This is a genomic window from Emticicia sp. 17c, assembly GCF_037153985.1.
In the GTDB taxonomy this organism is placed as follows: domain Bacteria; phylum Bacteroidota; class Bacteroidia; order Cytophagales; family Spirosomataceae; genus Emticicia.
This window is the reverse complement of sequence record NZ_JBBAYI010000014.1, coordinates 76075-89455: the sequence shown is the minus strand read 5'-3', so window position 1 is coordinate 89455 and position 13381 is coordinate 76075. Positions and strand designations below refer to the sequence as shown.

Here is a 13381-nt window from a genome sequence, read left to right as displayed (position 1 = left end):
CTATGAAAGAGTAAATTTTTAATAAACAGAAGGCGGGTTTATCAGTTACATAAGCCACTAAGCCAGATTTATAGATAAATAATAGCGTAAATAGTATAAAAACAAACCAAACCAAAAATACCTTATGAAAACAATCATTTCGATGCTTGCACTTGTGTGTGGGCTTACTTTACTAAATTATTCAGCTAGTTATGCACAAACCAAAACCCATAAACTCCTGATTGATTTAAATAGTGCTGATACTACCGTTCAGGCTTCGGTTTTGCGTCAGGTACGTAATTTATGGAAAGAACTCCCCGATACAAAAGTAGAAGTACTTGTTCATGGCTCGGCTATTAGTTTCATGAAAAAAGATGCTTCGCCCTATGCTATGCAGATAGAAAAACTACAAAAGGAGGGAGTAGTGTTTGCTGTTTGCCGTAATACCATGAAACGCAATAAATTAACAGATGCCGATATGTTACCAACGGCTTCATTTGTACCAGCGGCTATTGCTGAAACCGTTCTTAAACAGGAAGATGGCTGGAGTTATCAGAAAGCAGGTCATTGATATTAATTAAACAAAACCATGCAGGTGCTATGGGCTTGCATGGTTTTGTAGATGTATGTAATAGGTTTGTCATTGTTTTTTGTAAGCAAAGTTGTAATGCTTAGAAGAAATACCTGCCAAAGAATTTTATAGTATTGAAGCCTTTTAATGATAATTCAAATTTTTTAGTTTAATAATATGGAAGCGGGTACTTTATTTAAAAAATTGAGATTAAACCCAGCAGCGGCACTTCTGATTGTAAATGCTCCGGCTGATTATTTGTCGTTGTTCAATAACATTATGTTTGACAACGCCCCGGAGCCAGAAAAAGAATATGACTTTGTGCAAGTGTTTGCCTCCGAACAGCAAGAACTCGAAAAACTTTGTGCCGAAGTGAAAAATGCAGGCAAATATGATTGCCTGTTCTGGGCTTGCTACCCCAAAGGTACAGGCAAGATAAAAAGCAATATCAAACGTGAAACCGTTTGGGTAGCACTCGAAATGGCCGGATTACAGGCAGTGACACAAGTGGCTATTGATGATACTTGGAGTGCTCTACGCGGCAGACCCGCCGAAAAGATTGGTAAATAATTCCAATACTATAACGAAATGCTTTGTTTCAGGCTTTTAGTTGAAGCCAAGTCGGGTTTTATGCAATTTATTTCAGCAGAAATGCAAAAATCCTTAGAAGATTATTTAAAATTGCTCAGATAAACTTTTTCAGAGAAAAAATATCTGTAAAATGGCTTTAAAGACCAGCCCGATATGTATAATTAAGGGAAATGATTTGGCCGATTATCTGACAAAACCATACTTACACTTCATCAGAAATAACATGTTTAAAGAAGTAATTACGACTTCCGTTTTTGATTTGTTCAAAATTGGGCCGGGGCCGTCAAGTTCTCATACTATTGGGCCTATGAAAGCAGCTTATGACTTTCTGCAAAGAGCCAACGCTTTGCCTGCCTCAGCTTTGACCGATACCCTCCAGATAAAAATACACCTCTATGGCTCACTAAGTGCCACTGGCAAAGGGCATGGTACCGACAGGGCAGTTATTGCAGGTCTTTTAGGGTGGCTGCCTGATACCTGCGAACCAGCATCCTTTACAGCCTTATTGAAAAACCCTGAGGATAGTTATGAGGTAAATATACAGGAGAAAGCCATACAAGTCAGTGCTAAGAGCATTGTTTTTGAAAAAGGCCGTTACGATTCTCCGCATCCTAATACCGTAGTTTTTAAATTAATACGCAATAGCACCATACTATTAGAAGAAGAATATTATTCGGTAGGGGGTGGGTTTATTCAGCGTAAAGGAGAAGACTCTACAACTGCACCAACTAAAACACCAGTGTATGCGTTCTCGACCATGAAAGAGTTAAAGGAACATCTGCTTAACCAGAAAATTTCTTTAACTGATTTAATGATGGCAAACGAAATGGCGTTAACAGGTTTGTCGAGAAAAGAAATTTATCAGAAAATAGACGATATTCTTGAAACTATGCACAAAGCTGTTAAGCGTGGCTTGCGGCATAAGGGTGTGTTACCCGGTAGTATAAAACTTCGCCGGAAAGCACCGGTTCTGTTCGAGCAAGCCAAAACCCATGCTTTAGGTATCGATACCTTTATGGTATTTCTGAATGCTTATTGCATGGCGGCCTCAGAAGAAAACGCCGCAGGAAATATAGTAGTAACCGCACCTACTTCAGGAGCATCGGGGGTTATTCCGGGTGTTACTTATCTGTTACGTAACCATTATCATTACGACAAACAAAAACTACGCGAGGGGATGTTTGCCGCTGCCGCGGTTGGCTTTCTGATAAAACACAATGCCAGTATTTCAGGAGCCGAAATGGGGTGTATGGGCGAAATCGGTTCGGCCTCAGCAATGGCTGCTGCTATGTTGGCCTATTGCGCCGGACGTTCGATTGAAACCGTAGAAGCCGCTGCCGAGATTGCTATTGAGCATCATCTGGGCATGACCTGTGACCCCATCGGCGGATATGTCCAAATTCCGTGTATTGAGCGCAATGCAATGGGAGCTATAAAGGCCTATAACGCTTATCTGCTGGCTTCGTCGGGTAATACGGGTTATCAGAAAATTTCGCTCGATAGCGTCATTAAAGTAATGCGGGCTACCGGAAAAGATATGTCGAAGAAATATAAAGAAACCTCACAAGCAGGTTTGGCTTTAAGTGCTACTGAATGCTAAAAAACTTTTAGGGAAGTTCGGGTAATTCTGGAAAGGAATTTACCCGATTTTTTTTTACAACAATTCTTAAATTGGACTTACAAATAGAGAATTAAAATTAGTTTCGTAAATTGTGGGGGTATTCAACCAACCTCATTTAAACAAAAAACACTATGAAAAAAAATCTTTATTTGTTGTCGTTACTTCTCCTGCTAAGTACTGTGAGTTTTGCTCAGAAAGCCAATAAAGGCTGGTATTCTTTATTTGATGGGAAATCGTTCGATGGCTGGAAAGTAGGCGACAACGCCAGTACATTTACCATTGAAAATGGTAGTATAGCCGTGAATGGCCCAGTGGCACATATATTTTACGAAGGCCCTGTAAAAAACCATGACTTCAAAAATTTTGAGTTTAAAGCGCAAGTAATGACAACCCCGGGCTCAAACTCAGGTATTTATTTCCATACTGAATTTCAGCAGGGTGGTTGGCCGGCAAAAGGCTATGAAGTACAGGTAAATAACTCACATACCGACTGGCGTCGTACCGGAAGCCTTTATGGTATTCAGGATGTGAAAGATACGTTGGTAAAAGACAACGTGTGGTATACCGAACACATCATTGTAAAAGACAAGCACGTGACTATCAAGATAAACGATAAAACAGTAGTAGAATATGACGAACCTGCCGAACTACCTAAAGAGAGAGGAGGCCGAAAAATTAGTAGTGGTACATTTGCACTTCAAGGCCATGACCCTAAAAGTAAGGTGTATTTCAAAGATATTATGGTAAAACCATTGCCTTAAAACAAGCTAAATAAAAACTCCCTCATCAGTAGAAAATCTGCTAATGAGGGAGTTTTTACTGTTCAAACAAAGGCTTAGTAAGCTCTTACAAGTTCAGCCGCCCCGAAAACTCCGGCACTATCGCCAAGTTTAGGTTTCAGAAAAGGTGTTTCAACTACTCTGCTATTGAAAATATAATTCTTGAGTTCTTCTGGCCCTTCGGTATAAAGCAAATCAATATTACCAACACCACCTCCAATCACAATGGCATCGGGGTCAATCACATTTACTATGTAAGACAACGCCTTTCCGAACGATTTAATCAGGTATTGCATCGTGTCTTTTGAATAAGGGTCGTTACCTTCTTTATATAATTGATAAATTTCTTTCATAGTTAATGACTTCCCACTGATTTTTGCATAATAGCGTTGTAATGACGGCCCCGAAAAAACAGTTTCATTACACCCTTTTTTACCACAGTAGCAGTCGTAGCCATCTTCTTCCAGAACATTATGCCCCCATTCGCCACCAATTCCGTGTCGGCCATTCAGCACTTGCCCGTTAATAACTACACCACCACCAACGCCTGTTCCCATAATAATTCCGAACACTACTTTAGCGTCTGGTACTACATCTTTCACAATTCCCATAGTGGCTTCAGCTAATGCAAAGCAATTGGCATCGTTGGCAATTTCGATAGGTACACCAATGGCATTTTCAATATCTTTTTTCATATACTGGCCATTCATGCAGGTAGTATTACAGTTTTTCATGGTTTGTGTGCTTGGGTCTAAAGCACCGGGAGTGCTGAAACCTACGGCTACGGGCTTAAGCTGCGTTTCTTCTTTTAATAAATCAATCAGCTTGGCTATTTGGCTAATAATGTGTTCGTAACCCTTGTCAGCCTCAGTCGGGATACGTTTTCTTACTAATATTTCATTGGTTTCGGCATTCATGACAACGCCTTCGATTTTGGTACCGCCTAAGTCTATACCCCAGAGTGTTTTCATTTTTTTATCTATATGGTATGAGGGAAAAATGCCTTTAACATGTCATTAACAAAACGACAGACAACTATATGCAAACTTATAGCATCTAATAGTTAAAGACAAAAAAAACTTAGAAAAAGCTAAAATCGTATTACTAATGAAACGTTCGTTCATGTTTATTGGCATTATCCTGTTGGGAGTAATAGGGTTGTCTTCTTGCAATATTTTCTATGAAGTAGAAGGTAGTGGCATTATTGAAACCGAGTACCGTCGGGCATCTTATTTTAATCGCATAGAAGTGAATCTTCCTGCCGAAGTTATTCTCAGACAAGGCCCTGCCAAAGATATTGAGATAGAAGCAGAGAGTAACATCATTCCGCGGATTATTACACGTATCAGTGGCAACACCCTTATTCTTGACAACAATGGCGGTTGGTACACCAACAAGAAAATTAAAATCTGGATTCAGACACCTGATATTTACAGCATTGATGTATCGAGCAGCGGCAAAGTAATAAGCGATAATAAAATTTATGGTAAAAGTATCGATTTAAGACTCTCAGGTAGCGGTCTGATTGATGTAGCCATTGACATGAAAAATGATGTAGCTGCCGATTTAAGCGGTTCGGGTTTAATTTTCATAGAGGGTGACACCCATAATGCCATTTACACGATGTCGGGCAGTGGCAAGATAGAATCGTTTGGTTTACGTGTCGATAATACCGATGTCGATATCAATGGTTCTGGCCGTTGCGAAACCACCACTTATAATAATCTTGATGTATATATTTCGGGAAGTGGGAGTGTATGGTTTAAGGGCTCACCACGAATAAGCCACCGAATTTCTGGTTCGGGTAAAATCGTTGATGCCAACTAAATTCTAGTACAGAAATTAACCCTAAAAAAACCTGTAAGCCTTATACGTGGGCTTACAGGTTTTTTATATATACAGGCTGCGCAACTTCGCTAAAAAATCCGTATTTTTGCACTCATTTTTAAACTTGAATAATTATCAACGGCTAAAATACAGACCTACGGCCTATAAAATTATAGATATTTTTAGGGTGTTGCTCTGATTTATTCAGCAAGGATTACCAGATATATATGATAAGCAAAACCTACAATCCGAAAGAAATCGAAGACAAGTGGTATCAGTACTGGACTGATAACAAGTACTTTAGCTCAAAGCCAAATCCTGACAAAGAGCCTTATTGCATCGTAATTCCGCCACCTAACGTAACGGGGGTCTTGCACATGGGCCACATGCTTAATAATACTATACAAGATGTATTGACAAGAAAAGCCAGAATGGAAGGAAAAGAGGCTTGCTGGGTGCCGGGTACCGACCACGCCTCTATTGCTACGGAAGCAAAGGTAGTAGCTATGCTCAAAGAAAAAGGAATTAATAAAAAAGAGCTTTCACGCGAGGAGTTTATTAAGTATTGCTGGGAATGGACCGAAAAATATGGTGGAATTATTCTTAATCAGTTACGTAAATTAGGAGCCTCCTGCGATTGGGACCGTACACGTTTTACGATGGAACCCAACCTGTACGATGCCGTAATTGAGGTATTTGTTGATTTATATAATAAAGAAAAGATTTATCGTGGTTACAGAATGGTCAATTGGGACCCTCAGGCCAAAACTACTGTTTCGGACGAAGAAGTAATCATGAAGGATATTCAGCAAAAACTGGTGTATATCCGCTACGATGGCGATGAAGGAAGCGTAACCATAGCAACTGTACGCCCCGAAACAATTATGGCCGATGCCGCCATTTGTGTAAATCCGGCCGACGAACGTTATCAGCACCTGATAGGTAAAAAAGTAAGAATTCCGCTAATTAATAGAGAAATTAGCATTATAGCTGACGAATACGTAACAATGGATTTCGGTACGGGTTGTTTGAAAGTAACCCCTGCACACGACCAGAATGACTACGCCTTAGGCGAAAAACATGGCCTGACTATTATTGATATATTGGCCGATGATGGAACCTTGAACGAAAAAGCGCAGATTCTGGTAGGCGAAGACCGCTTTGTAGCCCGTAAGAAAATCATTAAAATGCTTGAAGAATCGGGTAATCTGGTAAAAGCCGAAGACTACAAATCGACCGTAGGAACCTCCGAACGAACAGGCGCAGTAATTGAGCCCAAGTTGTCGTTGCAGTGGTTCCTGAAAATGAAAGAAATATCTGAGCCTGCTTTACAAAATGTAATGAATGACACCATTCAGCTGATTCCTCCAAAATTCAAGAATACTTACAATTATTGGATGGAGAACGTAAGAGACTGGTGTATAAGCCGCCAACTTTGGTGGGGGCATCGTATTCCGGCATATTACCTGCCTGACGGTACTTGTATTGTTGCCATCAACAAGCAGGAAGCATTAAAAATAGCACGTAACAAATATCAGCTTTTTGCTTTGAGTGAGCAGGACTTAACACAAGATGAGGACGTACTTGATACTTGGTTTAGCTCATGGCTTTGGCCAATGTCAGTTTTTGATGCGTTTAAAAATCCTGATAACGAAGATATTAAATATTATTATCCGACCAACGACTTGGTTACTGCACCAGAAATCTTGTTTTTCTGGGTAGCCCGTATGATTATTGCTGGCTATGAGTATCAGGGCAAGTATCCGTTCAAGAATGTTTACCTTACCGGAATTGTAAGAGACAAGCAGGGGCGTAAGATGTCAAAATCATTAGGAAACTCGCCGGACCCGCTCGAACTTATAGAAAAATATGGTGCTGATAGCGTACGCACTGGTATGCTTTTCAGTTCTCCGGCAGGTAATGATTTGTTATATGATGAAAAACTTATTGAGCAAGGCAGAAACTTCAATAATAAGATATGGAATGCTTTCAGATTAATAGAAGGTTGGGAAGTCTCAGCCACAGAAAATCAGAGTCAGTCTTCTGCAAAAGCTATTGAGTGGTTTAAATCGAAACTAAATAAAGTTGTAGCAGAAACGCTTGAGCATTACAGCAAATTCAGGATGTCGGACGCTCTAATGAGTACTTACAACCTTATCTGGGATGATTTCTGTTCGCAGTATCTGGAAATGATTAAGCCTGCTTATGTAGATGGTAACAGCTTACCTATTGATAAGTATACTTTTGATGCTACACTGGAAATATTTGATACGCTTATGCGTCTGGCTCACCCGTGGATGCCGTTTCTGACAGAAGAAATCTGGCAGAATATCAAAACCAGAGGAGCAAATGAATCAATTTGTATTGCTGAGTTTCCGAAGGTAGGCCACGTTAATGAAGAAATTCTCTCAGATTTTGAAATCCTGTCTGAAATTATCTCAACCGTTCGGAATACACGTAATGCCAAACAGATTTCACCAAAAGAAGCTTTACCTTTAGCTATTAAAACCAGTAATAAAGCACGTTATGAGGGCCTTGCCGGATTAATCAGCAAACTGGCTAATATTTCGGGTATACAGTATGTACAAGATAAAACCGAAGGTGTTAGTTTTGTTATTAAGGGTGATGAATTTACGTTGGATTTAGGTGGTAATATTGATATAGAAACCGAAAAAGCTAATCTGCAAAAGGATTTGGATTATACTTTAGGTTTCAAGAAATCGGTAGAAAGTAAACTGGCTAATGAGCGTTTTGTACAAAATGCCAAGCCTGATATTATAGAGAAAGAGCGTCAGAAACTAGCCGATGCCGAAGCTAAAATAAAGGCGTTAGAAGAAGCATTAGCAAAATTAGGATAAAATAAAAACAGGGCTTGCCAATTTGGTAAGCCCTGTTGTATTAATAACGAAAAATCAAAATCTTTTGAAATCATCGTTATCGTCGTCATCATCAAATTTCATTTTATTGGGGTCAAACATACTATCAAGCAAGTCTTTAAACTGAAGACCAGTATCAAGTGTCTGTTTGCTGATAAGCGAGTATTCAGCTAATCCGTGTAAGGCAAATTCCATCAGGAATAATTTTTCGTTCTCGTTTAATCTTGGATGAAAGTTTTCAACCAGTTCTTCCAATCCTTCAATTGTTTTAAGTCTTGCCTTATATTCACGGTCGGTGAGGTCGTTCAGGAAGTCAATAACGTTGCCTTCGCCAAACCACGCAGAGACCTGTTGAAAAGGATTCTTTCCTGATTTCTTTTTCTTTAAAGTTTCAGGATTCGGGAAGTATTTCAGAAACTCGGTTCGCATGGCTTTCCCAATCAGGCTTTGAGCCACATAAACAGGGCCTTCCACTTCACCTTCATACACCAGCTCGATTTTTCCATTAATGGCAGCTATGGCTCCATAAATATCCGAAACGCGCGCATGAACATTTTTCTCTCCATTAATAAGTGAGCGTCTTTCGGCTGAACTCAAAAGGTTCTCATAAGCCGAGATAGTCATACGGGCTGATACCCCACTTTTAGCATCAACATATTCACTTTGGCGTGCCTCTACGGCTATTTGTTCAACGAGGTCTTTCAGTATATCATTAACTTCAATTTTCTTTTGTTCTGGTTTAATGATAGCCTCTTGCGCCGTGATTTTCCGCCCAATATCAATCGATTTCGGATAATGGGTTACAATCTGGCTATCAATACGGTCTTTCAGTGGGGTAACAATGCTTCCGCGGTTGGTATAATCCTCAGGGTTTGCTGTGAACACAAACTGGATATCCAGCGGAATCCTTAGCTTAAAACCACGAATCTGAATATCACCTTCCTGCAAAATATTAAAGAGCGATACCTGTATACGTGCCTGTAAATCGGGTAATTCGTTGATAACAAAAATACAACGGTGAGAGCGCGGAATCATACCGAAGTGAATTACGCGTTCGTCAGAATACGGCAGTTTTAAGGTTGCTGCCTTAATGGGGTCAACGTCACCAATCAGGTCGGCAATAGATACATCAGGCGTAGCTAGTTTCTCATTATAACGCTCCGAGCGCGGCAGCCAGCTAACAGGTGTGGCATCACCTTTTTCGGCAATAAGGTCTTTAGCAAAACGCGAGAGTGGGTCTAGTGGGTCGTCGTTTAATTCGGCACCTTCAACAACGGGTATAAATTCGTCCAGCAAATTAACCATTAATCGGGCAATACGCGTTTTGGCTTGCCCGCGCAAACCTAGCAGGTTAATGTGGTGCATAGAAAGAATAGCTTTTTCCACGTCAGGAATAACGGTATCTTCATACCCCCATATACCCGGAAAAACCTCTTCCTTATTTTTAAGTTTCTCGATTAGATTGTCGCGAAGTTCTTGTTTTATAGATTTCGGGCGATAACCAGTCGCTTTCAGTTCGCCCAAGGTTTTAATTTTTAATAAACTTTTGTCAAATCCCATAATGCTTATACGGCTGTTTTGCTTGATATAATCATAACGGATTTAATGAAGAAATGGTTTGTATATATTTTTTATTTAATGCTTTTTAATGGAGAAAGCTAATTTTAAGAAGAGGGCAGAACAGGATTTTGTTTTCGAGGATAGTTATTGCAATAATAACTATCCTCGAAAGGGATTATCAGGCTTTTTTGTTGCTTGAAAAGAAGCGTGATACAATAATCGGGATAAAGAAAATACCAATGGTTAAAACAGAAGTGATGATGTCGCCCCAAACCATTGAATGACCTTCTGGTATTGGTAAACTCTGCGATTCAAGGCATCCGTTCTCGCCTTCCATAAATACCGAGAAGCTACTGCAAGGATAATAATGCGTATAAACAGATAGCATCAGTTTAAGACCAAGAATAGCAATTACTATAAAGGCGCAGGTTTCCAGAAAAGGGTATTTTTCCATGAGTTTAACAAAGCCTTGTGCTACAAAGCGCATAGCCAGAATACCTATGAATACACCTATCCAGATAATAATGATATTTTTTGAAAAAGCTACTGCTGCAAATACGTTATCGATAGAGAAGGCCATGTCCATCAGCTCTACCAAAGCTACGGTAGCCCAGAAATTTCCGAAAGTACCAACGGTAATTTTATAAAGCCAGTTCTCGTTTTTATCGACGTAGTCGTCTTCTTCTGACTCTGTTTGTTTGCCTTTCCACCATGAATAAACGAGGTATAATAGGTAAAGCCCCCCCAGCGGTTTCAAGAACCAGAATTTTATCAGAAATGAGGCAAATAATAAAGCCAGCCCTCTGAACACATAAGCTCCTATGATACCATATTTAAGTGCTTTATCTCTTTGTTTTTCGGGTAAGTCCATTACCATAGTGGCTAAAACTGCGGCATTATCAACAGAAAGTAAACTTTCTATAATAATTAGGTTACCAATAATAGCTAAAGAGGGTAGGGGGTTGTCAATAATTTGTTGCCATAATTGACTTGTGGTTTCTAGAAAATCAGTCATTTTTATTTGATTGTTATTAGTTTATTTTGGTAATCATTCGATTTTTTTAAATAGAAAATAAGCAAGAAAACAGAGAATAAAGTACTTGTTAAGCCCAATAAACCCCAACCGAGGGTATCATATAAACCATGAAGTATTGCAGGAACTCCGATAGCAAATATATACAGTGCCTTTCTGAACTTAGGAAACAGGTTGGCAAATGCTATGAAATAACCGGCTATACCTGCCCAGATGGCATGTAAGAAAGGAAGCGAGGTAAGCCTTGCAATATTCATAAAAAAAGCGTAGTTATAATCAAGCTTGGTATTAACACCTGTCTGATAAATAACACCCTCCAGCACACCGAATCCTATGCCCGAAATAAGGCCATAATATACTAAGGTCTGTGGTATTAGGGGCTCTTTAGCCGTACGAACAAAATAGAATAGTGCCAGTGCTTTAATAAATTCTTCTGTGAAACCAACGCCAAAAATAAAGCCTATTAATTGCAAAACCAAAGAGTCTGATTTTGTGAGGTCATATAAATAACTCATGGGCGGAAATACCTGAACGTTAGTGAGTACGAAGGCGGCTATCTGGGTAGCAAAAAACAGTATAATTGTTTTTTTGTTTTCAACTTGCCTCGTTTTGAACATTACAAAGAAAAAAGCTCCCCATATAATAGAAAAATAGAGCGCAATAGCATAAAAAGTAATAGATGAACCGGGTGTGAAACTTATCAGAAAGGCCGGAGCGAGACCAATAAAAGCCAGATAAAGCACTTTCTGGTCTTTGATTAAATCCTTTTTTATAAAACCGAAACTAGGTATTATTAAATCTTTCCCTATTTGTTTTATCTGGGTTAAAATATCTCCTGCATCTTTAATATTTACTATTACCCTATTCTGACTGAGTATTTCTCTAACAGTTTCTTTTCTGTTCAGACCTGACGAGATGGCTTCATCAGCAAGTAGAATTTTGCCGTCTTCGACGTAGTTTTTTAAAGCATCAAGTGAGTAGGGGCCAAACTGTTGGCTATTTCTTACGATATAATACATTATAAGTTAATGATTTACTGATTTGCAAGTGTTATAACTACTACACGGCCTCCTTCTTCATTTGATAGTAGCAGTTTTTTCCCGTTAGTTAGTTCAACCATCTGATTGACAGGTATTGCTTTGTCTTCAGTTAAATCTTTGAGTGATGTTAACTTCTGGTTTACTAAAACCCATTTGCCATTGTAAAAAGTAAAATAACCGACAGGTACTTTTTGTTCGTTGGTTATTTTCTCGTTGCGGATAATATTTCTATTTACGTGCCATTGAAACAGATACTGATTATGATAAACCATCAAGCGGTGGTTTTCTGGTCTCCAGACGGTAGGTTTAAACTGGTAGTAAAGGTCTAGTACCGGAAGGGTTCCTTGATGCGGAGTGCCACAGAATGGACATTTAGGTTTATTAGTGTTGTCAAAAACATACCATTTTTGCTCACAACTGGTATTGCTGCAAGGTTGCATCAAATCAGTTGTTTTTAAAAGAGCCTGTTCCCATTCGTCGGCAGTAGGTCTTTGTGTAGGGTTATGTAAGCCATCAATAAATGCCCGTTCAAAAAGGTTTTTCAGGTAGGGGCCTGTAATAGTATAAGGTAGTTTATTAATATCAGCCCAGTATAAATCCCATTTCGATATCTGGTCGAGTTTAGGTCTGTTTGAGGTATCAGTCGGATGCTCTATGAAGAGGGCTTTTTCACCCATAGATAGCAGGTCGTCCTTTTCGGTATCTAGGTCATGCACCTTACCACCTTTTAGCGGGTGTCTATGTAATAAATACATATAGATTAAACACGCCAGTGCGTGCAAATCAGTTTCTCTTCGCGGAAGTTTTCGCTTAGGGTCATTCTTATCCAGATGCTTGGTGGCAAGTACCTCAGGTGCAATGAAATCTGCCGTACCGATTACTTCAGCTGGAAAAAGCCCCGGCACAACAAGGCCGTCGAGGTCAATCATACAAGCCGATTTTGAGATGGGGTCAACCAGAACGTTGTTATATGACAGGTCTGAATGAGATAAACCCATTGAGTGCATTTTCTTGACACCTCTTGCCAGATTAACGCCAACCTGATAGTAACTCATCCAGTTACCCAGTTCAGAGGAATCCAGACTCAGCGGGAACTTGGTATTTCTGAACTTGGCACCTGCAAACCATTTTCCGTTTTTTTCTTCTCCTTTAATCAGGTCGCTTGACTGATAACCTTTTTTAAAAAAGAATTTGGAATTATATATAGGCACAATAAGACCAATTTTGCCATTGGTTTCAATGACATCAGTAGGCCATCTGTAAATTTCTTCCAGATAGTAATCACCAGCTTCTTTTTCCTTGATTTGCTTATAATACTTGTCTGTGATTTTTATAAGCCTTTCTCTTTGATTAAAATCCTGTTTGTCTCGAAAAATGGCAACTACATATTTTCGGTCTGGACTAAAGTAAACATCTTTTACGCCACCTCGTTTGGGCTCGCCGTCAACATACTGATAGGTATTACCATTAATAATTGACTTTACTGTTATAATGTTGCTCATAT

General features: G+C 39.4%; 11 protein-coding genes. 6 read left to right on the top strand and 5 right to left on the bottom strand.

Annotated elements, in window-relative coordinates; genetic code table 11:
• Positions 1 to 124: 124 nt before the first annotated feature.
• From WAA15_RS21690 to WAA15_RS21675, 4 genes are all read left to right on the top strand, one after another.
• The gene (locus tag WAA15_RS21690; protein WP_337044943.1) at positions 125 to 550 is read left to right on the top strand and encodes a DsrE family protein; all 426 of its coding nucleotides are present in this window, start codon (positions 125 to 127) and stop codon (positions 548 to 550) included.
• Positions 551 to 754: 204 nt separating this feature from the next.
• Positions 755 to 1120 carry a hypothetical protein gene (locus tag WAA15_RS21685; protein ID WP_337044942.1) on the top strand — a complete coding sequence of 122 codons (366 nt, stop codon included), beginning with the start codon at positions 755 to 757 and terminating at the stop codon, positions 1118 to 1120.
• A 244-nt stretch (positions 1121 to 1364) separates the two neighbouring features.
• Complete coding sequence (locus WAA15_RS21680) at positions 1365 to 2741, top strand: L-serine ammonia-lyase (RefSeq protein WP_337044941.1); 1377 nt, start codon at positions 1365 to 1367, stop codon at positions 2739 to 2741.
• A gap of 152 nt (positions 2742 to 2893) precedes the next feature.
• Positions 2894 to 3523: a 3-keto-disaccharide hydrolase gene (locus WAA15_RS21675; RefSeq protein WP_337044940.1), complete on the top strand. Its 630-nt coding sequence runs from the start codon at positions 2894 to 2896 to the stop codon at positions 3521 to 3523.
• 74 nt (positions 3524 to 3597) lie between these two features.
• Here WAA15_RS21675 and WAA15_RS21670 read toward each other — a convergent pair whose 3' ends face one another.
• Positions 3598 to 4512, bottom strand: coding sequence for an ROK family protein (locus tag WAA15_RS21670; protein ID WP_337044939.1), 915 nt, complete (start codon positions 4510 to 4512; stop codon positions 3598 to 3600).
• A gap of 136 nt (positions 4513 to 4648) precedes the next feature.
• Here WAA15_RS21670 and WAA15_RS21665 point away from each other — a divergent pair, with 136 nt between their 5' ends.
• Positions 4649 to 5368: a head GIN domain-containing protein gene (locus WAA15_RS21665; RefSeq protein WP_337044938.1), complete on the top strand. Its 720-nt coding sequence runs from the start codon at positions 4649 to 4651 to the stop codon at positions 5366 to 5368.
• 227 nt (positions 5369 to 5595) lie between these two features.
• Complete coding sequence (locus WAA15_RS21660) at positions 5596 to 8226, top strand: valine--tRNA ligase (RefSeq protein ID WP_337044937.1); 2631 nt, start codon at positions 5596 to 5598, stop codon at positions 8224 to 8226.
• Positions 8227 to 8280: 54 nt separating this feature from the next.
• Here the strand turns inward: WAA15_RS21660 and WAA15_RS21655 are convergent, their stop codons facing one another.
• From WAA15_RS21655 to WAA15_RS21640, 4 genes are all read right to left on the bottom strand, one after another.
• Positions 8281 to 9804, bottom strand: a complete 1524-nt coding sequence (locus WAA15_RS21655) for a magnesium chelatase (RefSeq protein ID WP_337044936.1) — start codon at positions 9802 to 9804, stop codon at positions 8281 to 8283.
• Between the two features lie 178 nt (positions 9805 to 9982).
• The gene (locus WAA15_RS21650; protein WP_337044935.1) at positions 9983 to 10819 is read right to left on the bottom strand and encodes a DUF475 domain-containing protein; all 837 of its coding nucleotides are present in this window, start codon (positions 10817 to 10819) and stop codon (positions 9983 to 9985) included.
• 2 nt (positions 10820 to 10821) lie between these two features.
• Entirely contained in the window at positions 10822 to 11856 is a 1035-nt protein-coding gene (locus tag WAA15_RS21645; protein ID WP_337044934.1) for a PrsW family glutamic-type intramembrane protease, read from the bottom strand.
• 14 nt (positions 11857 to 11870) lie between these two features.
• A complete protein-coding gene (locus WAA15_RS21640) occupies positions 11871 to 13379 on the bottom strand; it encodes a helix-hairpin-helix domain-containing protein (RefSeq protein ID WP_337044933.1) in 1509 nt (502 codons plus the stop codon).
• Positions 13380 to 13381 lie beyond the last annotated feature (2 nt).

What these genes read in the sequence shown, in the direction of transcription:
- WAA15_RS21690 (WP_337044943.1), top strand. Translation starts at nt 125, where the DNA reads ATGAAAACAATCATTTCGATGCTTGCACTTGTGTGTGGGCTTACTTTA.
- WAA15_RS21680 (WP_337044941.1), top strand. Translation starts at nt 1,365, where the DNA reads ATGTTTAAAGAAGTAATTACGACTTCCGTTTTTGATTTGTTCAAAATT.
- WAA15_RS21675 (WP_337044940.1), top strand. Translation starts at nt 2,894, where the DNA reads ATGAAAAAAAATCTTTATTTGTTGTCGTTACTTCTCCTGCTAAGTACT.
- WAA15_RS21670 (WP_337044939.1), bottom strand. Translation starts at nt 4,512, where the DNA reads ATGAAAACACTCTGGGGTATAGACTTAGGCGGTACCAAAATCGAAGGC.
- WAA15_RS21665 (WP_337044938.1), top strand. Translation starts at nt 4,649, where the DNA reads ATGAAACGTTCGTTCATGTTTATTGGCATTATCCTGTTGGGAGTAATA.
- WAA15_RS21660 (WP_337044937.1), top strand. Translation starts at nt 5,596, where the DNA reads ATGATAAGCAAAACCTACAATCCGAAAGAAATCGAAGACAAGTGGTAT.
- WAA15_RS21655 (WP_337044936.1), bottom strand. Translation starts at nt 9,804, where the DNA reads ATGGGATTTGACAAAAGTTTATTAAAAATTAAAACCTTGGGCGAACTG.
- WAA15_RS21650 (WP_337044935.1), bottom strand. Translation starts at nt 10,819, where the DNA reads ATGACTGATTTTCTAGAAACCACAAGTCAATTATGGCAACAAATTATT.
- WAA15_RS21645 (WP_337044934.1), bottom strand. Translation starts at nt 11,856, where the DNA reads ATGTATTATATCGTAAGAAATAGCCAACAGTTTGGCCCCTACTCACTT.
- WAA15_RS21640 (WP_337044933.1), bottom strand. Translation starts at nt 13,379, where the DNA reads ATGAGCAACATTATAACAGTAAAGTCAATTATTAATGGTAATACCTAT.